This window comes from Streptomyces sp. NPDC006259 (genome assembly GCF_042870975.1).
In the GTDB taxonomy this organism is placed as follows: Bacteria; Actinomycetota; Actinomycetes; order Streptomycetales; family Streptomycetaceae; genus Streptomyces.
Window position 1 is genome coordinate 1,038,246 of the sequence record NZ_JBIAHY010000003.1, and the last position, 21,525, is coordinate 1,059,770.

The window sequence follows — 21,525 nt, forward strand, 5'->3', positions numbered from 1 at the left end:
ACCGGGCCGTCATAGTGGCTGGGCCAGCCCGTACACGGGTCCGCCCGGCCGGGCGGGCCGACACGACAGAGAGGACGACTCGTCGTGCAGCAGCAAGCGCATACCGGCGCCGCTCACCGGATGCCCACCGCTTCCCCCCACCGCAGACTCGGCCGGTTCGCCGGCCTGGCGACGACGATCGCCGCGGTCGTCGGCCTCACCACCCTGAACGGAGCCGGGGCACAGGCCGCCGACAACCCCTACGAGCGCGGCCCGGCGCCGACCACGTCGAGCATCGAGGCGGCGCGGGGCCCGTACGCCGTCTCGCAGACCACCGTCTCCTCCCTCTCCGTCACCGGCTTCGGCGGGGGCACGATCTACTACCCGACCAGCACCGCCGACGGCACCTTCGGAGCGGTCGCCGTCTCGCCCGGCTACACCGGCACCCAGTCCTCCATCGCCTGGCTGGGTCCGCGACTGGCCTCGCAGGGCTTCGTGGTCTTCACCATCGACACCAACAGCACCCTCGACCAGCCCGACTCGCGTGGACGGCAGCTGCTCGCCGCCCTGGACTACCTCACCGGGCGCAGCTCGGTCCGGGGCCGCGTCGACAGCACGCGGCTCGGAGTCATGGGCCACTCGATGGGCGGCGGCGGCAGCCTCGAGGCCGCCAAGACCCGTCCCTCCCTCCAGGCGGCGATCCCCCTGACGCCCTGGAACACCGACAAGACCTGGCCCGAGATCACCACACCCACCCTGATCTTCGGCGCCGACGGGGACACCGTCGCCCCCGTGGCCAGCCACGCCGAGCCCTTCTACACCTCGCTGCCGTCCGCCCTGGACCGCGCCTACCTGGAGCTGAACGGCGCCACGCACTTCACTCCGAACACGTCGAACACGACGATCGCGAAGTACAGCGTCTCCTGGCTGAAGCGGTTCATCGACAACGACACCCGCTACGAGCAGTTCCTGTGCCCGCTGCCGCGGCCGAGCGCGACCATCGAGGAGTACCGGGGCAACTGCCCGCACACCTCCTGACGCCCCCGCTCACCCCTGCTCCGCCCTCACGCCCCACGACGTCGGCGGCGGTCGCGCGCACCTCGCGCGACCGCCGCCGCCGTTGTGCGCGCTCACGGCGGGGGGACGGCACGGTTGGGCACCGGCACAAGCCCGCACCCCGCAGTCCACCCGTGAACGCCCAGGTGGCGGGCGTGAAGCGGGGTCGCCCACGGGTGGACGGGTGGCTTCCGCCTCACGTTACCTGTGCGTAACGTCCTGGGGATGACCGGACAGACGACCGCGACTCCCGGCCCGGCGCCGCACCGGGCGACCGCCCCGGCGGACCGGTACGGCGGCGTACACGTCGTCACGGGCGAACCCGGCTGCGGCCGCACGTGGTTCCTGGAACGCGCCGCCGACTCCTTCGCCGCCGGACCCGTGGTGCGGCTACGGGCCGACCCGGCACGGACGGCCGTCCCCGGCGGCGGCCTGCGCGCGCTGCTGCGCGCCCTCGGCGACACCACCGGCCGCGCGCCGGTGGCGGGATCGGGGCGGGTGGCCCTGTCCGCGACGCTGTCCGCCGTCTCCCGCCCGCTGCTCGTGTGCGTCGACGACGCCCACCTGTGGGACCCGGTCTCGCGCGCCGCGCTGGGCGACGCGGCCCGGCACCTGTGCCGTACGGCGACGGCGGCGCGCCTGCTGCTCACCGTCCCCGGACACCGGCCGCCCGCCCCGGAGTTCGGCGGACTTCCGGTGACGAGGGTGGACCCGCTCACCCCGCCCGAGGCGGCGGCGCTCCTCGACGAGGTGACGGGCGGGGACCTCGACGCGGGAGTACGGGACGAGATCGTGGACGCCGCCGAGGGCAACCCGGCCCTCCTGCTGGCCCTCGTGCGGCGGCTCTCGTCCGCCCAGGTGCGCGGGGACCGCCCGCCGCCCCGTCCGCTGCCCGGCGCCGACGTGCTGACGGGCCTGGCCGGCGGGTACCTGGCCGGACTCCCGTCCGGCCGCCGCGACCTCCTGCTGACCGTGGCTGCCGCCGCACGGGACGACGAGGACGCAGGGCTCGACCCGGGACTCGTGCTGCGGGCGGTGCGGCACCTCGGGCACGACAGCGCCGTACCGCTGCCCGATCTGCTCACGTCGGCCGACGACGGGATCCGCTTCCACAGCGAGCTGCTGCGCGCGACGGTGTACGCGACGGCGCCCGACGGGCGGCGGCGGGCCGCGCACCTCGCGCTGGCCCGGGAGCTGGCGCAGGGCGACCCGCGGGCCGTGCTGCACCGGGCCTGGGCCGGAGCCGCAGGGGGAACCGAGCTGGAGGCTGCCGCCGGGGACCTGACGTCCCGGCGGCTGCGCTGCGCCGCGTACACCCGCGCCGCCGAACTGTCCGACGACGGTCCCCGGCGCGCCGAGCGGTACACGGCCGCCGCCGAGCAGGCCCTGCTCGGCGGGCGTTCCCACCACGCCCTGCGGCTGCTCGACGCGGCCCGGTCGGGCGCCGCCCCCGCCGGCGCACGGGGCCGTGCCGCACTGCTGCGGGGCACGACCGTGCTGCACGACGGGCCCGTCGACGAGGCCCAGGCCTCCCTCCTGCTCGCCACCTCCCTGCTGGCCGCCCGCTCCCCGGCGGACGCCGGGACCGCCGCACTGGCCGCCTGCGACGCGGCGTGGTCGGCGGGCGACCCGGCGGGATGCCTCGCCGCACTCGAACGCTGCGGCGAGGTCGCGGGGCACGCCTCCCAGGGTGGTCCCCGCACCGACTACCGGCTGGGACTGCGGGCCCTGCTGGAGGCCCGGTTCGAGGAGGCGGCGGTCCGGTTGCGACGGGTGGCGCGGGACCCGGACGGCTCCGGCGACCCCGAGGACATCCTGCGGGCCGCCGCGGCGGCGCTGATGCTGGGCGACCTCGCCGAAGCCCGCCGGGCGGGCGCGCGGGCCCTGGCCGCGGCCCGCACCCTCGACTCCGTCGCGGCGGTCCCGCGGGCCCGCGAGTACCTCGCCTACGCCGAACTGCGCGCCGGACGGCACGCGCTCGCCCGCACCCACGCCGAGGAGGGGCTGCGTGCCGCGCACCGGGCCGGGCAGCGCAACACGGCCGCCCACCAGCACGCCGTACTGGCACTGGCCGCGTCGATCGAGGGGGAGCCCGAGACGGTCGCCGGACATGTGGCCGCCGCGCTCGGCACCGCCCGCCGACACGGTCTCGCGCAGGTGGCCACGCTGGCGGAGTGGGCGGCGGCCCGCGCCGACCTCGGGCGCGGCCGGCCCCAGGAGGCCGCGGACCGGCTCGGGCCCCTCGTGCGGCCGGGCGCCCGGCGCGGACACTTCGCCCTGTGGATGCTCGCCGTCCCCTGCTACGTGGAGGCCGCCGTGTCCGCCGGACAGCCCGAGGGCGCCCGGACCGTCGTCGAGGACTTCGCCCGGTGGGCGGCCTTCGGCGCCGACCCGCAGGCCCCCGCCCAACTCCTGCGCTGCCGCGCCCTGCTGGCCCCGCCGGACCGCGCCGACGCCCTCTACCGGCAGGCCCTCGACCTGCACGAGACGGCCGGCGGCGACTTCGAGCGGGCCCGCACCGAACTCCTCCACGGCAAGTGGCTGCGCCGCCGGCGCCGGCTGCGCGAGGCCCGCGACCGCCTCGGCGCCGCCCTGGTCGGCTTCGAACGCTGCGGCGCCCGCGCCTGGGCCGAGCAGACCCGCGGCGAGCTGCGCGCCAACGGCGCCGCGGCGAGCGGACCGCGGACGATGGCACCCGCGGACCTGTCCGGACTGACCCCGCAGCAGCTGCGCATCGCCCGCCGTGTCGCCGAGGGCGCGACCAACCGGGAGGTCGCGCTGACCCTGTCCGTGAGCACCCGCACCGTCGACTACCACCTGCGGAGGGTCTTCGCCGCGCTCGGTGTGCGGTCCCGTCTGGAACTGGCCCGGCTGGTCGAGCGGGCGGAAAAGACCGGTGCACACCCCTAGGGACCGACCGGACGGTATGTCATCCTTCGGGCAGGACCCGCCAGCCGGCGGGACCCTCGCGCACTCCACGGCCGGCCCGGAGCCGCCAGGGAGCACCGCCGCGCGGGAGCCGCCGGGTCACCGACCCCTGGGGGAGGACGGCCATGCAACACGCCCTTCGGCCACGGATCGCGGTGCGCCCCGCACCGGCCGGGCCCACCGGACCGGGCCCGCGGCAGCGCCCGCGCGTCCGGTCGCTGATCGACGCCGACGCCCTGCGCGTGCTGCACCGCGCCGCGCGGGTACTGCTGGACGACCTGCCCGACCTCACCGACCGGCTGGTCGCCGCGCTCCAGGAGCAGGAACCCGCCTACCGCGTCGCCGTGGAGAGCGACCCCGCCGCCACCTGGCAGGAGGTCCACCGCTCGCTGCGGCACAGCGTGAACTCGCTCCTCGACCCGCGCGGCAACCGGGACGCGGCCCGCCGCTGCTCCTGGAAGATCGGCGCGGCCCGCGCGGAGCAGGGACTGCCCCTGGACGCCCTGCTGCACGCCTTCCGGCTCGGCGGCTCCCTGGTCTGGCAGGGCCTGGTCGAGGAGACCTCCCGCTCGGCCCCCGAGGACGTACGCCTCCTCGTGCACGTCGCCGCCGACGTGTGGAACTTCGTCGACGAGCACTGCACGCTCGTCGCGGACGCCTACCGCCAGGTCGAACGCCAGCTCGTCTGGCGGCGCGAGAACCGGCTGCGGCTGCTGGCCGCCGCCCTTCTGGAGGGCACCAGCCGCATCGCCGACCTGCCCGAGGCGGCACAGGCCCTGGACCTGCCCGAGCAGGGGCGTTACGTCGTCGTCGCGGTGTCCGGTGGCTCCCCGTCCGAGGCGGCCGGCGCACGTGCGGCCGTAGGACGCGGCGCACGTGTGCACTGGCACACCGGGGTCGAGGTGGACTACGGCATCGTCCTGCTCGGCGACGGCGAGGACGAGACGGCGATCGACGGCGGCCCGGCCTCGGGCGCCCGCGTCGGCGTCGGTACGGCGGTGTCGGGCCTGGCCGCCGTCGGCGACGCCCGGCGGCTCGCCGACACCGCGCTGCGCATGTGCCCGGGGACCGGCGGCACGGTCCGCCTGACCGAGCACCTCCCGGCGGCCCTGGTGATCTCCGCGCCCGATCTCGCCACCGCCCTCGCCGACCGGGTGTTCGGTCCCCTGCGAACCCTGGAACCCTCCGACGCGGCCGTCCTCCTGGACACCCTGGCGACCTGGCTGGCCTGCGACGGTTCCGCCCAGCGGGCCGGCGAGCGCCTCTACTGCCACCGCAACACCGTCCTCAACCGCCTCCGCCGCTACGAACAACTCACCGGCCGCAGCCTCTCCCGCCCGACGGACGTCGTCGAGATCACCCTCGCCCTGGCGGCACGCCGGGCGCGCTGACGAGGGCTGCGACAGGGGCGGCGGGGGAGTGGGCTGTGGCGCGGTTCGCTGATGCCTGCGGTCGGTGCTCGTGGCTGTCGTCGGGGGGCTTCGGCTGTGTGGCGGTGGGTTGATGCCTGCGGTCGGTGCTCGTGGCTGTCGTCGGGGGGCTTCGGCTGTGTGGCGGTGGGTTGATGCCCGCGGTCGGTGCTCGTGGCTGTCGTCGGGGGGCTTCGGCTGTGTGGCGGTGGGTTGATGCCCGCGGTCGGTGCTCGTGGCTGTCGTCGGGCGGCTTCGGCTGTGTCGCGGTCGGCTGACGCCCGCGGCCCGCGCGCCTGCCTGCCGTCGGGCGGCAGCGCCGCCGACACCCGCGCGGGTGATCCGTGGCCCCGCTTCCTGTCCTCGCGGTGGCGCGGGTGATCCGTGGCCCCGCCTACCGCCCTCGCGGCCGCACGCCGGTGATCCGCCCACCCGTCCTACCGCGCCCCCGCCGGCGCGCGTGCCCCGTCTGGGCAGCCGCACAACCCCCCGCCTCCCGCACTGGGCCCACGCAGCGACCCGGTCCTCGCGCCTGTACCGGCCCCTCGGCCCCGTGTTGTGGTGAGCGCCCCCCGTCCCCCGAAGTGCCGTGACCGGCCGGCACGGACCCGAGGAGCCGCGATGCCCGAAGCACCACCACAGGATCCGCCCGCACTGCACGTCGAAGGGCTCGACGTGATGTACGGGCGAGCCCTGTCGGCCCTGCGCTCGGTGTCCCTGACCGTTCCGCACGGCGCGGTCGTCGCCCTGCTCGGCGCGAACGGCGCCGGCAAGACCACGCTGCTCAGGGCGGTCTCGGGCACCCTGCGCCTGCACCGCGGCACCATCACCGCGGGCCGTGTCCGCTACGGCGGCACGGACCTCGACGGACGCGACCCGGTCGCCGCGGTCCGCGCCGGAGTCGTCCAGGTCCCCGAGGGCAGACGGGTCTTCGCCGGCCTCACCGTCGAGGAGAACCTGCGTGCCGGCGGCCTCGGCCTCGGCCGGCGCGCTCCCGGGCAGGTCCGGGAGAGCCGCGACCGCGTGTACGGCCTGTTCCCCGTCCTCGCCGAACGGAGCCGGCAGGCGGCCGGCCTGCTGTCCGGTGGCGAGCAGCAGATGCTCGCCATCGGCCGCGCCCTGATGGCCGCCCCCCGCCTGCTCCTGCTGGACGAGCCGTCCCTCGGCCTGGCCCCGCGCATGGTGTTCCGGATCGCCGAAGTCGTCCGCGAGATCAACGAGCAGGGCACCGCCGTCCTGCTGGTCGAGCAGAACGCCGGGATGGCCCTGTCCCTCGCCGACCACGCGCACGTCCTCGAGGTGGGCGAGATACGACTGTCGGGTCCCGCCGACGAACTCGCGCGCACGGACGCCGTACGCCGCCTCTACCTCGGCGAGAGCGCCGACGAGCCGGCCGGCGACCAGGGGGCCGCGTGAACATCCGCACCACCGGCCCCACGGCCGCCTGCGCCACCGCCGGTTCCCCGGCCGCACCGCCCGCGCTGCACGTCCGTGACGTCACCGTCCGCTTCGCCGGCCTCACGGCCCTGGACGCGGTGTCCTTCACCGTGACCCCGGGCTCCGTGCACGCCCTGATCGGACCCAACGGCGCGGGCAAGTCCACCTGCTTCAACGTCCTGTCGGGCCTGTGCCGCCCGGCCGGCGGCCAGGTCCTGCTGGGCGACACCGACCTGACGGGACTCGCCCCGCACCGGATCGCCGCGCTGGGCGTGGCCCGCACCTTCCAGAACATCGTCACGACCGAGGGCACGGTCGCCGACAACCTCATGCTCGGCCGGCACGCCCTGTCCCGCGCCGGTTTCGCCGCCAGTGCCCTGCGTCTGCCGAGCGCCGTACGCGAACAACGCGCCCATCTGGAGCGGGTCCACGAGATCGCCGCACTCACCGGCCTCGCCGCCCACGTCGACACCCCGGTCGCGCTGTTGTCGTACGGCGACCGCAAACGCGTCGAACTCGCCCGCGCGCTCTGCCTGGAGCCGCGCGTGCTGCTGCTCGACGAGCCGGTGGCCGGCATGAACGGCGCCGAACGCGCCGCCACCGCCGACGTCGTCCGCACGGTCCGGGAACAGCTCGGCCTGTCCGTCGTGCTCGTGGAGCACGACATGGGCCTCGTCATGCGCCTCGCCGACGAGGTCACCGTCCTCGACTTCGGCCGCCGGCTCGCCCACGGCACACCCGAGGAGATCCGCCGCCACCCCGAGGTCCTGCGCGCCTACCTGGGGACCGGCGCGCCCGACGAGAACCTCGGATCCATCGCGCCCCCCGGGCCCACCGAAGCGGCCCGAACAGCCCAAGAGGCCCCAGCGACCGAAGCGCCCCAAGCGACCGAGCCCCCCGGGGAGAACGCTCAGTGACCACCCTCCTCGACACCCTCCTCAACGGCCTCGCCCTCGGCGCCGTCTACGCCCTCGTGGCCCTCGGCTTCGTCGTCATCTTCAAGGCCTCCGGTGTCCTCAACTTCGCCCACGGCTCGCTCCTGCTGCTCGGCGGCTACCTCGTCGCCGTCCTCCACGACGACCTCGGCTTCGCCGGCGCCCTCGCGGTGGCCGTCCTGGCGACCGCGGCCGTCGCCGGCGCCCTGGACCGGCTGCTGCTGCAACGCGGGGACCCCGACCCCAAGGCCGCCCATGTGCAGACCATCGTCACCATCGGCGTCGACATCGTCCTGGTGACCGACCTGGCCCGGCGCATCGGCGGTGACCTCCTCACCCTGGGCGATCCGTGGGGCGACGCGGTGACCGGCCTCGGTCCGGTGACCGTCGCCGACAGCCGGCTCGCCGCGATCGCCGTCTCCGCCGTCGTCATCGCCGGGGTGTTCGCCCTCTTCCGCTTCACGCCCTGGGGCCTGTCCCTGCGCGCGGCGGCCGAGGACGTGGAGGCCGCGGCGCTGATGGGCGTACGGCTGAGCCGGGTCCGCATGCTCGCCTGGTGCCTGGCCGGTGCGCTCGCGGCGCTCGCCGCGGTGTTCCTCGCCGCGTTCCCGGCGCCGGGCCTGGAGCGCACCACCGGCCAGATCGCCCTCAAGGCCTTCCCCGCCGCCATCCTCGGCGGCATGGCCTCACCGCCCGGCGCCCTCGCGGGCAGCCTGCTGATCGGCATGACCGAGGCCCTCGTGGCGGGCTACCAGTCCGAACTGCACGTCCTGGGCGAGGGATTCGGCGATGTGGCGCCCTACGCCGTGATGGTGGTCGTCCTGCTGGTGCGGCCCACCGGTCTGTTCGGCGCGAAGGGAGCGGTCCGTGTCTGAACGCGTTCCCCAGTGGGCCAGGCTGCTGCTGCCCGCCCTCCTCCTGTGCGCCCTGCCCTTCTACCTCGACGCCTTCTGGCTGCGCATCGGCCTGTTCTCGATCGCCGCCGCCATCGGCGCCGTCGGCCTCGGCCTGCTCAGCGGCACGGCCGGACAGCTCTCACTCGGCCACGCCTTCTTCCTCGCGGTGGGGGCCTACGGCTACACCTGGCTGGCCGGCGACCCCGGCCCCGACCTGCCCCCGGCGCTCGCCGCCGTCCTGGCCGTACTGCTGGCCGGCGCGGCGGGCGGCCTGTTCAGCCCCGTCGCGGGGCGCGTGCGCGGCATCTACCTGGGCGTCGCCACCCTGGCGCTGGTCTTCCTCGGCCACCACCTGCTGCTGACCGCCGACTCCGTCACCGGCGGCTTCAACGGCCGCTCGGTTCCCCCGCTCACCCTCGGCGGGTTCGGATTCACCGCCGACGACCCCGAACTCACGGTGCTGGGCGTGCCGTTCGGCGCCGAGGAACGCCTCTGGTACCTCGGTCTCGCCCTGTTCGCGCTCACCTCGTTCACCGCGCGGGGTCTGCTGCGAGGCCGCCCCGGCCGGGCCCTCGCGGCCGTCCGGGACAGCGAGACCGCCGCGGCGGTGATGGGCGTGAACGTGGCCCGCTACCGCTCGGCCGCCTTCGTCGTGTCGTCGATGTACGCCGGTCTGGCCGGGGTCCTCCTGGCCCTCGCCTTCCGCCGGGTGGTGCCCGACTACTTCGGCCTGGCCCTCTCCGTCGACTACCTCGCCATGATCGTCATCGGCGGCCTGGGCTCGGTCGCCGGAGCCACCGCGGGAGCGTTCTTCGTCACCGCGCTGCCCCTGCTGATGACCCGGTACGCCGACCAGCTCCCGCTGGTCACCGCCCCCGGCACCGGAGGCGAGGGCGCCATCGGCCCGACCGAGGCCGCCCGCTACCTCTACGGCGCCGCGATCGTCGTGATCCTCCTGTACGCGCCCGACGGACTGCACGGCCTGACCCGCCGGGTCCGCGCCCGCCTGCGGCCCGCCCGGTCACCCGACCCGACGTCGTCCGCACCACCGCCGGCCATCACGAAGGCCTCACCGGACTCACCCGCACGAGCCAAGGAGCACACCCCGTGAATCCCAAGCACCGCACCCGCGGCACCGCCCTCACCGCGGCACTGGCTGCCCTGCTGATCGCGGCCACCGGCTGTAGCTCCAAAGCGGACGGCGACAGTACCTCCGACGGTGCCGACGGAGTGAAGTCCGGTCCCGGAGTGACCGACAAGACCGTCAGACTGGGCGCCCTCACCGACCTCACCGGCCCCTATGCCACCCTCGGCAAGAGCATCGTGCAGGCTCAGCAGCTGTGGGCCGACGAGACCAACGCCAAGGGCGGCATCTGCGGCCGCAAGGTCGAGATCGTCGTGAAGGACCACGGCTACGACGTCCAGAAGGCCGTCACCGCCTACGCCGACATCTCCCCGGACGTCGTTGCCCTGCCCCAGGTCATCGGCTCCCCGGTGGTCGCCGCCCTCCTCGACGACATCGAGCGCGACCACCTGCTGACCTACCCGCAGGCCTGGGCCGCCTCCCTGCTCGGCAAGGACTCCGTCCAGGTCATGGCCACCACCTACGACCTCGACATGATCGCCGCGGTCGACTTCCTCACCCGCACCAAGGGCCTGGCGAAGGGCGACACCATCGGGCACGTCTACTTCGAGGGGGACTACGGCGCCAACGCGCTCCAGGGCTCCACCTGGGCGGCGAAGAAGGCCGGCCTGAAGGTCGCCGGCCAGAAGATCAAGGCGACGGACACCGACCTCTCCGCCCAGGTGACGGCGCTGAAGAAGGACGGCGTGAAGGCGATCCTGATCAGCGCCGGGCCCGCCCAGACGGCCTCCCTGGTCGGCGTCGCCGCCTCCCGCGGTCTGCGCGTCCCCGTCGTCAGCAGTGCCCCGGGCTTCGCCCCGCAGCTGATGAAGACCCCGGCCGCGCCGGCCCTGACGGCCATGCTGAGCATCGTCAGCGGTGCCCCGGCCGTCAGCTCCGACATCCCCGGCGTCAAGAAGATGGTGACCGCCTACACCGCGAAGTACCCGGCCTCGCCGGTCGACTCCGGGGCGCTGTCCGGCTACAGCGCCGCCCAGCTCCTGGGCGCGGACCTGAAGAAGGCCTGCGAGGCCGGCAGCCTGGCCCGCGAGGACGTGGTGAAGGCCCACCGGTCGCAGAAGGCCGTCGACACCGGCCTCGGCAGTCCGCAGAACTTCACCGACGTCGGCCGGCCCGCCGCGCTGTCGACGTACGTGCTGAAGCCCGACGCGAAGGCGGCGGGCGGTGTGGTGGGTGTCGAGGACGCGCACCAGGCGCCGGGGGTGGAGGAGTACCTGGCGTCGGCCTCCTGAACCGGGCGGGCATTCAGCGGCCCCGCTGCTGAATGCGTTCGCTTTCTCGCATTGGACCTCCGAGGCCCACCGGGGTCAGGCTGGGACGTGTCCGGTGCACCGCGATCACCTTCCGGTGCACCGGACTTCGTCACGTCCCCAGCCGAGAGAGGTCACGAGCCATGCACACCCGCCGCATCGGTGACGTCGAGGTCAGCGCGATCGGACTGGGAGCCATGCCCATGTCGATCGAGGGCCGGCCCGACGAGGCACGCTCCCTCGCCACCGTGCACGCCGCGCTGGACGCCGGCCTCACCCTGATCGACACCGCGGACGCCTACCACCTCGGCGCCGACGAGGCCGGCCACAACGAGACCCTTGTCGCCAAGGCCCTCGCCTCCCACGACCGGGGCGCCGACGTGCTGGTCGCCACCAAGGGCGGCCATCTGCGCCCCGGCGACGGCAGCTGGACCCTGGACGGCAGCCCCCGCCACCTCAAGCAGGCCTGCGAGGCCTCGCTGCGCCGGCTCGGCGTGGAGGCGATCGGCCTCTACCAGTTCCACCGCCCCGACCCGCGCGTCCCGTACGCCGACTCGGTCGGCGCGGTGCGCGAACTGCTCGACGAGGGCAAGATCCTCGCCGCCGGCGTCTCCAACGCCGACCCGGACCGGATCCGGCTGGCGAACGACATCCTGGGCGGCCGGCTGGTCTCCGTGCAGAACCAGTTCTCCCCGGCCTTCCGCTCCAGCGAGCCCGAACTGCGCCTGTGCGACGAGCTGGGCATCGCGTTCCTGCCCTGGAGCCCGCTCGGCGGCATCTCCCGCGCCGGTGAACTCGGTTCCGCCCACGCCCCGTTCGCCCGGATCGCCGAGCGGCACGGAGTGAGCCCGCAGCGCGTGTGCCTCGCCTGGATGCTCGCCAAGTCGCCGGTGGTGGTGCCCATTCCCGGCGCCAGCCGCCCGGAGACCATCCGCGACTCGGCCGCCGCGGCCGACCTGGTCCTCGCGGCGGAGGAACTGGCGGAGCTGGACGCGGCCTGACCGGACGCGCCGACGGGGGCGCGCCGAAGGGGGCCCCGGCGGGACGCGTCGGCGGGGTGCGGCCCTGGTGAGCGGGGCAGGGGGCGAAGGCGCTCGCCCCTGCCCGCCGGTGCCCGCCCGGGGCCCGAGCTTCCGCCTGACCCCGCACGCACCCCGACCCCGCATCCGCGCACCCCGCAATCCGTATCCCGCACCCCGGGGAGGACCACCTCCGATGGCGTCGTCGCTCGACAGACCACTCGACCACCGCTACCGCGACGAACACCCGATCCGCACGCTCGCCTACCTCTTCCGCGCCGACCGGCGGCGGCTGGCCGGCGCGGTCGTCGTCTTCACCGTCAAACACAGCCCCATCTGGCTGCTGCCGCTCATCACGGCGTCCATCATCGACACCGTCGTCGAGCACCAGCCCATCGGCCGCCTGTGGACCAGCACCGGCGTCATCCTCTTCATCCTGATCGTCAACTACCCGCTCCACCTGCTCTACGTCCGCCTCCTGTACGGCAGCGTCCGCCGCATGGGCACCGCCCTGCGCTCCGCCCTGTGCACCCGCATGCAGCAGCTGTCCATCGGCTACCACTCACGGGTCAGCGCCGGTGTGCTCCAGGCCAAGGTCGTCCGGGACGTCGAGGCCGTCGAGCAGATGGTGCAGCAGACCGCGGAGAACGGGCTCGGCGCGATCACCGTCCTCATCGGCGGTCTCGTCATCATCGCCGTACGCACCCCCGAGTTCGTGCCCGTCTTCCTCGTCGTGGTGCCCGCCGCCGCGTTCGTCGTGGCCCGGCTGCGCTCCCGGCTGCGCACCCACAACGAGCACTTCCGCCACGAGGTGGAGACCCTCTCCTCGCGGGTCACGGAGATGACCCGGCTGATCCCGGTCACCCGCGCCCACGGACTGGAGGGCAAGGCGCTCACCCGCATGGACGGTACCCTGCGCCGCCTGCTGACCTCCGGGATGCGCCTCGACCTGGTCAACGGCCGCTTCGGCTCCATCGCGTGGGTCGTGCTCAACGTGGTCGGCGTGCTGGTCCTGACGGGCGCCGCGCTCGTGTCGTACTACGAGGTCTGGGGCGTCACCCCCGGTGACGTCGTCATGCTCAGCGCCTTCCTCACCACCCTCACCAACTCCACGACCACCCTGACCGGTCTGGCGCCCGTCATCACCAAGGGCCTGGAGTCGGTCCGCTCGGTCGGCGAGGTGCTCCAGGCGCCCGAACTGGAGGACAACGAGGGCAAGGCCGCACTGGACTCGCTGCACGGCGCGGTGACCTTCGAGGGCGTCGGACACGCCTACGAGGGCGGCCGGCCGGCGGTGCGCGACTTCACCCTGGACGTGGCGCCGGGCGAGACCGTCGCCCTGGTCGGCGCCTCCGGCGCGGGCAAGTCGACCGTGCTCAACCTCGTCATCGGCTTCATCCGGCCGACCTCGGGCCGGCTGCTGCTGGACGGCACCGACATGAACACCCTCGACCTGCGCACCTACCGGCGGTTCGTCTCGGTGGTCCCGCAGGAGTCGATCCTCTTCGACGGCACGGTCCGCGAGAACGTCGCCTACGGCATGGAGGACGAGGCCGACGAGGAAGCGGTCCGCGCCGCCCTGCGCGACGCCAACGCCACCGAGTTCGTCGACCGGTTGCCGCAGGGACTGGACACCCTCGTCGGTGAGCGCGGGGCACGTCTGTCGGGCGGGCAGAAGCAGCGGCTGGCGATCGCCCGCGCCCTGATCCGGGACCCCAAGGTGCTGATCCTGGACGAGGCGACGTCCGCGCTCGACACCCGATCCGAAGCGCTGGTGCAGCAGGCCCTCGCCCGTCTGCTGCACGGCCGGACCACCTTCGTGGTGGCGCACCGCCTCTCCACCGTGCGCGGCGCCGACCGCATCGTGGTGATGGGGGAGGGGCGCATCCTGGAGACCGGCACCCACGAGGAACTGCTGCGCCGGGGCGGCGCGTACACGGCCCTGCACAGCGGCCAGGTGGCCTGACGCGGGAAGGGGCCGACCGCCCCCGGACGGGCGACACCGGCCCTCGGCCGGGCGACACCGACCGGCGGGCGGGCCCCGGGGGCCGAGTGGCGAGAACCGTGCCCCCGGAGGGTGACACGCGTCCCACCCGTGCATGAATCGCCCAGGTCCGGGCACACGCAGGCCACCACACCTGGAAAGAGGGGCGCTCGTGATCGTTCCGGACCCGAAGACCGTCAGGACGCTGCTGACCCGCTACGCGTCGCTGAGGATCGCCCAGGCCGAGCGGGAGACACCGCACGCGGCCCGTGAGCTGGAGGACGTCACCTACACGCTGTGTGTCCTCATGGCCACCTCCGACGTCCGTGAGGCGGTCGCCGCGGCGGACGCCCTGCTCGCCGCCGAGGTACGGCCGCCGACGGCCCTGGTGCCGAGGCAGGAGAAGGACGCGGCGAGGGACGGGGCGACGAGGGACGGCGAGCGGGACGAGGAGAGCGGACTGTCCCTGGCGGTCTGAGGGACCTTACGGCCCGGCTCACGGCACCGCCGAACCACAGCGGTCCGCGGGCCGGGCCGGCCGCCGCGCAGGGGATCCGGCCAGCCACTCCGCCATGGTGCGGGCGATCGGCTGGCCGGTGTCCACCTCCACGAAGCCGAACTGGCCCGACTGGTTGCACTCCAGGAACCACCACGTCCCGTCGGCGTCCTCCGCGAAGTCGAAGGCGCCGTACGCCAGCTCCGCCTCGCGCAGATACGTCCGCACGGCCTCGGCCAGGCGGGGCGGGACGTCGACCGGGCACCACGGCGCGGTGGACGGCGCGAAACGCACGTCCACCACCTCCGGGTCGCCGTCGGGGCACGCGGCCTTGCGGGCGGCCAGCAGCCGCTCGCCCACCGCCGTCAGCCGGATGTCGGCCCGCTTGGCGACCCGCCGTTGCAGCAGCGTCGGGCCGTAGGCGACGGCCGCGAAGTCGGCGCCGGGCGGGACCCGGGTGGTGGGCACCGCCCGCGGCGGGTCCTGCGGATGCGCCCCGGACACCGGCTTCACGACGAGGTCGGGGTAGCGCTCGGCGAAGTCCCGCGCCGCCTGCGGGAACGTCGTGATGAGTGTGGCCGGCACGGGCAGCCCGCTGCGCTGGGCCAGCCGTAGCTGCCAGGGCTTGTGCCGGGCCCGCCGGGCCGCGTCCGGATGGTTCATCCAGCGCGCCTCGCCGCCGCGGAGCATCCCGTACAGCGCCTGCGAGGCCTCCTCCGTGAGCCACGCGGACGGTTCGGGGGCGTGGGCCGCCGCCGCGCCGGGCCGGCGCACCCACACCGAGCGCAGCGAGTCGAGGCTCACCAGCCGCCCCGCGGACGACAGATGGCCCCGGAAGGCGCCGTGCACGTACTCCCCGGAGAGCGCGACGGAACCGGTCAGGTCGGCGGGATCGAGCCGTACCACGGGAACGCCCGCGGCGTTCAGGTGCACGACCACCATGTCCGCCGTGACGTCCTCTTCACTGGTCAGGATGAGCACGGTCATCTGGGCCGCCGCTCTCAGTCGTCGAAGTGCGTCTTGGAGCCCGCTGTGGAGGTCGTCGTCCCCAGCTCTCTCAGCAGGGCGTGGTCGCGAGCGGCGATCCGGCCGTCGAGGAGCACGTTCAACTGCAGTCCTGGGTCGTAGGCGTACGGAGTTGCGAACTCCAACTCCGCCGCCGGGCGTGCGTAGTTGAGCGCGAACGGTTGCATCGTCTCTCCCTCGTCGGTACTGCGTCGATCAAGCGGTGCCGCCGTGCGACGTCACTCGGGCCCGCTGCTGTGGTGCGACCTTCAGTCACTTATACGAATCGAACGGGTGGTTGGTTTCCTTACTCTCCGTGATCATCACCGGGTCGGGCCGGGCACAGCGAGCTGAGCAGGGGCGATGAGCCCCGTGCCGGGTGAAAACCTCTTGCCGAGCGGCCAGTTGGTGAGACGCGAGCGGTCGGCCGGTGATGCCGTGCGGTCAGCCGGTGGTGCCCGTGCGGTCGGGGGCGCGGCGCAGCGAGCGCAGGGCGAGGAGCAGGACACCGATGTCGTCGAGGTAGACCGGGTCGGGCAGCAGGTCGGTGGGGAGGACGAAGTACGCGACCGCTCCCCAGAACACCCAGCGGGGTCCGGTCGGCAGGCCCGCCTGCCGGAGGCCGCGCCGGGCCCGGACCAGCCGCACCATGACGGTGGCGGCCACGGCGAACAGCGCCACCGCCGCTACCACGGCGACGGTGACGAGCGTGGCGGTCGCATCCACGGGCCCTCCCTGTGCGCGGTCCGTCGCGCGGTGTCCGGCGGTTCCCCCGACTGTCGATTTCCCCGTCCTCGACTGCCGAATGCCCCGTCAGGCCGGGAAAATCGCGCGGACCGGGTGCCGGCCGGCCGGGCCGTGAGCGCGCGAGCGCCGTCACACGGCTGCCCCGTCCGGGTGGCGGGCGGCGCGGGGGGCCCGTAGTAATGGTGAGCGTCACATGGCGTATCGCATGTCGGGGGTGCAGTTGTGACCGCAGCCTGCAGAGAGAGCCAAGCATGATCACCCGCTCCATACGGCCCGGTTCGGACGGCGCCGTCCCCTCCAGCCCACCCATCACCGACGCGGAGCGCACGGCCCCGCAGGGAGACGGCACGCCGTCCCCGGCACCGGACGCCCGCACCGCCTATCCCGACCCCATCGAGGGTCTTCTGCACGCCACCGTGGTCCACCGGTCGCTGGAGGACGTCGCCCTCCTCGTCGCCCTGCTCGAAGAGTCCGAGGAAGGCAGGCAGGCCGCGGTCGGCGTGCTGCGGGCCATCGGGACGGACCGCCCGGTGGAGGACGTCACCCGGCTGGTGGCCGTGCTGTCCAGGCCGCCCTACGAGGCCGGGCACGCCGACCACATGATCCGCGCCGCGGCCGAGAACCGGCCCGTCGAGGAGGTGACGCGGCTGATGGCGCTGCTGTACCGGGAACCACTGGAACAGCACTGTGGTGACGAGGCGGTCCTGGCGGCCGCCACCCATCGGCCGGTGGAGGAACTCGCCGAACTCGTCGCGCGGCTCGCCCGGCAACGCGAGGAGCAGGCGGCCCGGCAACGGCAGGAGCAGGAGGCCCGGCAACGGCAGGCCGGCCTGCCCGCCGGACCCTGGGACCATGTCCCCGGCGTCCCGGAGGATCCTCTGGCCCCGTTCGACGTCCTCGACGGCCCGCCGCCGAGGCCCGCCGAGCCACCGCCGTACCGGACACCGGCACCGGCCCGCGCTCCCGCCCCAACCGTGTCGCCGTGGGCGGCATGGACGGACTGGGCGGCGGCCGTGACGCTGGCGCTGTGCGGTGTCGCCCACGTCGCGGTGCACCGGCAGGGTGTTCCGGTCGGCGCCCTCGCCACCGCGCTGGCCCTGTCCGGGCTCTGCCTCCTGCTCGCCCTGGCGCTGCTGCGCAGGCCCGCCCTGCCGCTGCTGGTGCTGGGCGTGCTGGCGCCGGCGGTGTTCGCGGGCGCCCAGGTGTTCGCCGGACGCGTCGCCGTGGTGGGGTTGTCGCCGCTGACCGAGGCGACCCTCGCCCCACCGTGGATCGCCGGCCCCGTCGCCGCCGTCACCGCGGTGACGGTGACGGTGGCCCTCCTGGTCCATCTCCTGGACGACCGCCGTCCGGCCCGCGCCCCGGCACCCGACCGGAGGACCGCGGTACTGCCCGCACGGGACTGACCCGGCCCGGCCGTCCGCCCCGCCCACTCACCAGGTGGGCGGGGCGGACGTCGGTTCAGCGTCCGTACTCCAGCAGCGCGGTGAGCACCCGGTCCGGCGTGAGCGGGAGTTCACGCAGCCGGACGCCGGTGGCGTGGTGGACCGCGTTGCCCACCGCGGCGGCCGTGCCGACGATCCCGATCTCCCCGATGCCCTTGCTCCCCATGGGGTTCAGGTGCGGATCGTCCTCCTCGACCCAGTGGGCCTCCACGTCCGGCACGTCGGCGTGCGCCGGCACGTGGTACGACGCCAGGTCGGACTCCGCGAAGTCGCCGAACGCGGCGTCCATGGTGCTGCCCTCGGTCAGTGCCATGCCGAGGCCCATGGTCATGCCGCCGACGAACTGGGAACGCGCGGTGCGGGCGTTGAGGATGCGGCCCGCCGCGTACACCCCGAGGAGCCGGCGTACGCGCACCTCGCCGGTCACCGTGTCCACGGCGACCTCCGCGAAGTGCGCTCCGAACGCGTGCCGGGCGTAGGAGGAGCCCTCGTCCGCCGTACCGGCGGTGTCGGCGTGCTCCACCAGGCCGTGCTCCGGCACGGGCCCGGGGAAGGCGGTCAGCCGGTCGGCGAGCCGGACGCACGCCTCGTGGACCGACCGGCCCCAGGAGGCCGTACCGGAGGAACCGCCGGCCACCGGGGCGGACGGCAGGTCGCTGCTGCCGAGGCGGACCCGGACCCGCTCCAGGGGGACGTCCAGGGCGTCGGCCGCGATCTGCGCCAGGACGGTACGGGCGCCGGTGCCGATGTCCGTGGCGTTGACCTCCACGAGGAAGCTCCCGTCGGGCAGGGCGCGGGCCGCCGCGGCCGACGGGGAGACCAGCACCGGGTAGGTGGCCGCTGCCACGCCCGTCCCCACCAGCAACGGGCCCTCCGGGCGGGCGCGCGGGCGCGGATCGCGCCGCTCCCACCCGAACCTGCGGGCCCCCTCGCGCAGGCACTCCACGAGGTGGCGGCTGCTGAACGGCCTGCCGCTGTCCGGTTCGGTGTCGGGCTCGTTGCGCACCCGCAGCTCGATCGGGTCCATGCCCAGTTCCGCGGCCAGTTCGTCCATGGCCGACTCCAGCGCGTACATGCCCGGCGCCTCCCCGGGCGCCCGCATCCAGGACGGGCTCGGCACGTCGAGGCGCACCACACGGTGGGCGGTACGGCTGTGCGGGGCGGCGTACATGACACGAGCCGGTACCGCCGCCTGCTCCACGAACTCCTTCACCCGGGAGGTGTGGGTGGTGACCTCGTGCTCCAGACAGGTCAGCCGGCCGTCGGCGTCCGAGCCCAGGCGCAGCCGGTGCAGGGTGGGCGCCCGGTGCCCGACGGCCGAGGGCATGAAGCGGCGTGGCAGGACGACGGTGACCGCCCGCCCCGTGTGCCGCAGCGCGGCCATCGCCGCGAGCACCACGTCCGGCCGGGGCGTGCCCTTGGAGCCGAAACCGCCGCCGACGTGCTCGGCGACGACGGTGATCCGCTCCTCCGCCAGCCCCAACAGCCCCGCGAGCACGTCCCTCACCGCCGTCGTGCCCTGGCTGGACGTGTGCACCGTCAGGTGCTCCCCGTCCCAGCGCGCGGTGCTGGCGTGCGGCTCCATGGGGTGGTTGTGCAGGGGCGGCACCCGGTAGCCGACGTCGACCCGGACGGCCGCGGACGCGAACGCCGCCCGCGGCTCGCCGCGTTCCCGCACGGCCGGATAGCCGGCGTTGGCCGCCTCGGGCACATACGCCTCCGGGTGCGTCACCGACAGCGTGACGTCGTGCGGCTCCGCCGAGCAGTCGACACGTACGGCCGCGGCGCCGGCCCGCGCGGCCTCCGGACTGTCCGCCACCACCAGGGCGACGAACCAGCCCCGGTGCGGCACGCGCGCGTCCTGGAGCAGGGCGAGGGTCGCGTCGTCCGGCTCGGTGAGGCGGGGCGCGTTGTCGTGGGTGAGGACGGACACGACGCCGGGCAGGCCGAGGGCCGCCGAGACGTCCACCCCCGTGACCCGGCCGCGCGCGACCCCGGCGGGCACCGGACGGGCGAACAGCCTGCCCGCAGACGGGAACTCGGCGGCGTAGCGGGCCGTCCCGGTGACCTTCTCGCGCCCTTCCAGCCGCTCGGCCGGAGCGCCCGTGGCAGGCCGCCTCATGACGCGTCCTGCCCGTTCCGCGCGAGCCGCCCGACGACGTCGACGGCCAGGTTGCGCGCGAGGGGCACCTTGTAGGCGTTCTCGCCCAGCGGCCTGGCCCGCTCCAGCTCGAGGCCGACGGCACGCTCGCACGCCGCCTCGGTCGGTGCCGCCCCCAGCAGCGCCTCCTCCGCCCGCCGGGCCCGCCACGGCCGGTGCGCCAGCCCCCCGAACGCGATCCCGGCGTGCGCCACCACGCCCTCCGACACCTTCAGGACCACGGCGACGGACGCCAGCGCGAAGGCGTACGACGCCCGGTCGCGGGCCTTGCGGTACGCGGACGGCACCCCGGCCGTGGCGGCCGGCAGCAGCACGGCGGTCACCAGTTCCCCCGGCTCCAGCACGGTGTCCCGCTCCGGGTGCTCCCCGGGCAGCCGGTGGAACTCGGCGGCGGGCACCCGCCGGACGCCCGCCAGGCCGTACAGCTCGACCTGCGCGTCGAGCGCGGCCAGCGCGACCGCCATGTCCGAGGGGTGCGTGGCGACGCAGTGCTCGGAGTGGCCGAGCACCGCGTGGTCGCGGCGCACACCGGCCAGGGCGCCGCAGCCGCTGCCCGGCTCACGTTTGTTGCACGGCTTGGACACGTCCTGGAAGTACGGGCAGCGGGTGCGCTGGAGCAGGTTCCCGCCGGTCGTCGCGGCGTTGCGCAACTGACCGGAGGCACCGGCGAGCAGCGCCTGCGACAGGACGGGGTAGCGTTCGCGGACCTGCGGATGCGCCGCCAGGTCACTGTTGCGCACCAGCGCCCCGACCCGCAGCGAACCGTCCGGCAGCTCCGTCACCTCGGCCATGGGCAGACGCGTGACGTCGATGAGGGCGGTGGGCCGTTCCACGCCGAGCTTCATCAGGTCGACGAGGTTCGTGCCGCCGCCCAGGTAGTGGGCGCCGGGGTGGGAGGCGTAGGCGTCGGCCGCCTCGGCGAGACTGCCGGCCCGTACATAGGCGAAGGGCTTCACCGGATCACGTCCTCGACCGCGTCGACGATGCGGGGATACGCGCCGCACCGGCACAGGTTGCCGCTGAGCCGCTCGCGGATCTCGTCCCGGTCGAGCGGCACCGGCCCGGAGACCCGGGCGCCGGTGACGTGCGAGGGATGGCCGGCCTCCGCCTCGGCGAGGGCCCCGACCGCCGAGCAGAGCTGCCCCGGCGTGCAGTAGCCGCACTGGAAGGCGTCGCGTTCCAGGAAGGCCCGCTGGAGGGGATGGGGCTCCTCGCCGTCGCCCGACAGTCCCTCGACGGTCGTGACGTCGCAGCCGTCGACGGCGACCGCGAGCACCAGGCAGCTGTTGACCCGCCGCCCGTCGACCAGGACCGTGCAGGCACCGCACTGCCCGTGGTCGCAGCCCTTCTTGGCGCCGGTCAGGTCCAGATCCTCCCGCAACAGGTCCAGCAGCACCCGCCGGTGGTCCACGGTCAGGGTGCGCGGTGTGCCGTTGACCCGCAGGGTCGTCTCGGAACGGTGGTGGGGAGGTGCGTCGGCGCCCTGAGCGGGTTGCTGCTCGCTGCCCATGTCGGGGACCCCTTCGGAAGATCCGTCGTGCCGTGGGGTCCGCGTATCCAGCGGACGGCACTCGACACGTCCCGCGGGGGAGGAATCGGGCGGGGCGGAGGGGTCCCCTCCGGCGGCGACCGGC

At 74.8% G+C, this 21,525-nt stretch carries 18 protein-coding genes; 12 read left to right on the forward strand and 6 right to left on the reverse strand.

Annotated elements, in window-relative coordinates; all coding sequences use genetic code 11:
* Positions 1 to 120: 120 nt before the first annotated feature.
* From ACFYO5_RS15915 to ACFYO5_RS15965, 11 genes are all read left to right on the forward strand, one after another.
* Positions 121 to 1,017 (forward strand): alpha/beta hydrolase, encoded by an 897-nt coding sequence (locus ACFYO5_RS15915; RefSeq protein ID WP_356567206.1) that lies wholly within the window; start codon positions 121 to 123, stop codon positions 1,015 to 1,017.
* Positions 1,018 to 1,260: 243 nt separating this feature from the next.
* Positions 1,261 to 3,945 (forward strand): LuxR C-terminal-related transcriptional regulator, encoded by a 2,685-nt coding sequence (locus ACFYO5_RS15920; protein WP_388708969.1) that lies wholly within the window; start codon positions 1,261 to 1,263, stop codon positions 3,943 to 3,945.
* A gap of 143 nt (positions 3,946 to 4,088) precedes the next feature.
* On the forward strand, positions 4,089 to 5,354 hold the full coding sequence (locus ACFYO5_RS15925) for a helix-turn-helix domain-containing protein (RefSeq protein WP_356567203.1): 1,266 nt from the start codon (positions 4,089 to 4,091) through the stop codon (positions 5,352 to 5,354).
* A 639-nt stretch (positions 5,355 to 5,993) separates the two neighbouring features.
* Positions 5,994 to 6,788: an ABC transporter ATP-binding protein gene (locus tag ACFYO5_RS15930; RefSeq protein WP_388708972.1), complete on the forward strand. Its 795-nt coding sequence runs from the start codon at positions 5,994 to 5,996 to the stop codon at positions 6,786 to 6,788.
* Positions 6,785 to 7,726: an ABC transporter ATP-binding protein gene (locus ACFYO5_RS15935; protein ID WP_388708975.1), complete on the forward strand. Its 942-nt coding sequence runs from the start codon at positions 6,785 to 6,787 to the stop codon at positions 7,724 to 7,726. The genes ACFYO5_RS15930 and ACFYO5_RS15935 overlap by 4 nt, the downstream gene beginning before the upstream one ends.
* Positions 7,723 to 8,619, forward strand: coding sequence for a branched-chain amino acid ABC transporter permease (locus ACFYO5_RS15940; protein ID WP_356567197.1), 897 nt, complete (start codon positions 7,723 to 7,725; stop codon positions 8,617 to 8,619). Before ACFYO5_RS15935 ends, ACFYO5_RS15940 begins: the two co-directional genes overlap by 4 nt.
* Complete coding sequence (locus ACFYO5_RS15945) at positions 8,612 to 9,751, forward strand: branched-chain amino acid ABC transporter permease (RefSeq protein ID WP_388708979.1); 1,140 nt, start codon at positions 8,612 to 8,614, stop codon at positions 9,749 to 9,751. Before ACFYO5_RS15940 ends, ACFYO5_RS15945 begins: the two co-directional genes overlap by 8 nt.
* Positions 9,748 to 11,016, forward strand: a complete 1,269-nt coding sequence (locus ACFYO5_RS15950; RefSeq protein WP_388708982.1) for an ABC transporter substrate-binding protein — start codon at positions 9,748 to 9,750, stop codon at positions 11,014 to 11,016. Before ACFYO5_RS15945 ends, ACFYO5_RS15950 begins: the two co-directional genes overlap by 4 nt.
* Positions 11,017 to 11,177: 161 nt before the next feature.
* On the forward strand, positions 11,178 to 12,035 hold the full coding sequence (locus ACFYO5_RS15955; RefSeq protein WP_356567191.1) for an aldo/keto reductase: 858 nt from the start codon (positions 11,178 to 11,180) through the stop codon (positions 12,033 to 12,035).
* A 214-nt stretch (positions 12,036 to 12,249) separates the two neighbouring features.
* Positions 12,250 to 14,019, forward strand: a complete 1,770-nt coding sequence (locus ACFYO5_RS15960; protein ID WP_388708985.1) for an ABC transporter ATP-binding protein — start codon at positions 12,250 to 12,252, stop codon at positions 14,017 to 14,019.
* A 190-nt stretch (positions 14,020 to 14,209) separates the two neighbouring features.
* Positions 14,210 to 14,515 carry a DUF5133 domain-containing protein gene (locus tag ACFYO5_RS15965; protein WP_356567187.1) on the forward strand — a complete coding sequence of 102 codons (306 nt, stop codon included), beginning with the start codon at positions 14,210 to 14,212 and terminating at the stop codon, positions 14,513 to 14,515.
* A gap of 18 nt (positions 14,516 to 14,533) precedes the next feature.
* On the opposite strand, the gene tgmB is transcribed toward ACFYO5_RS15965, so the two are convergent.
* From tgmB to ACFYO5_RS15980, 3 genes are all read right to left on the reverse strand, one after another.
* On the reverse strand, positions 14,534 to 15,520 hold the full coding sequence (gene tgmB, locus ACFYO5_RS15970; RefSeq protein ID WP_388708989.1) for an ATP-grasp ribosomal peptide maturase: 987 nt from the start codon (positions 15,518 to 15,520) through the stop codon (positions 14,534 to 14,536).
* A 14-nt stretch (positions 15,521 to 15,534) separates the two neighbouring features.
* Complete coding sequence (tgmA, locus tag ACFYO5_RS15975) at positions 15,535 to 15,726, reverse strand: putative ATP-grasp-modified RiPP (protein WP_352251714.1); 192 nt, start codon at positions 15,724 to 15,726, stop codon at positions 15,535 to 15,537.
* Between the two features lie 256 nt (positions 15,727 to 15,982).
* Entirely contained in the window at positions 15,983 to 16,264 is a 282-nt protein-coding gene (locus ACFYO5_RS15980) for a DUF1232 domain-containing protein (RefSeq protein WP_388708992.1), read from the reverse strand.
* Between the two features lie 272 nt (positions 16,265 to 16,536).
* Between ACFYO5_RS15980 and ACFYO5_RS15985 the strand changes: the two genes are divergently transcribed.
* Complete coding sequence (locus tag ACFYO5_RS15985) at positions 16,537 to 17,691, forward strand: hypothetical protein (RefSeq protein WP_388708995.1); 1,155 nt, start codon at positions 16,537 to 16,539, stop codon at positions 17,689 to 17,691.
* A 55-nt stretch (positions 17,692 to 17,746) separates the two neighbouring features.
* On the opposite strand, the gene ACFYO5_RS15990 is transcribed toward ACFYO5_RS15985, so the two are convergent.
* Genes ACFYO5_RS15990 through ACFYO5_RS16000 form a run of 3 tightly spaced genes read right to left on the reverse strand, consistent with a single transcriptional unit; the run spans position 17,747 to position 21,401 of the window.
* The gene (locus tag ACFYO5_RS15990) at positions 17,747 to 19,852 is read right to left on the reverse strand and encodes a xanthine dehydrogenase family protein molybdopterin-binding subunit (protein ID WP_388708998.1); all 2,106 of its coding nucleotides are present in this window, start codon (positions 19,850 to 19,852) and stop codon (positions 17,747 to 17,749) included.
* Positions 19,849 to 20,847: an FAD binding domain-containing protein gene (locus tag ACFYO5_RS15995; protein ID WP_388709001.1), complete on the reverse strand. Its 999-nt coding sequence runs from the start codon at positions 20,845 to 20,847 to the stop codon at positions 19,849 to 19,851. Before ACFYO5_RS15995 ends, ACFYO5_RS15990 begins: the two co-directional genes overlap by 4 nt.
* Positions 20,844 to 21,401, reverse strand: a complete 558-nt coding sequence (locus ACFYO5_RS16000; protein ID WP_388709003.1) for a 2Fe-2S iron-sulfur cluster-binding protein — start codon at positions 21,399 to 21,401, stop codon at positions 20,844 to 20,846. Before ACFYO5_RS16000 ends, ACFYO5_RS15995 begins: the two co-directional genes overlap by 4 nt.
* Positions 21,402 to 21,525 lie beyond the last annotated feature (124 nt).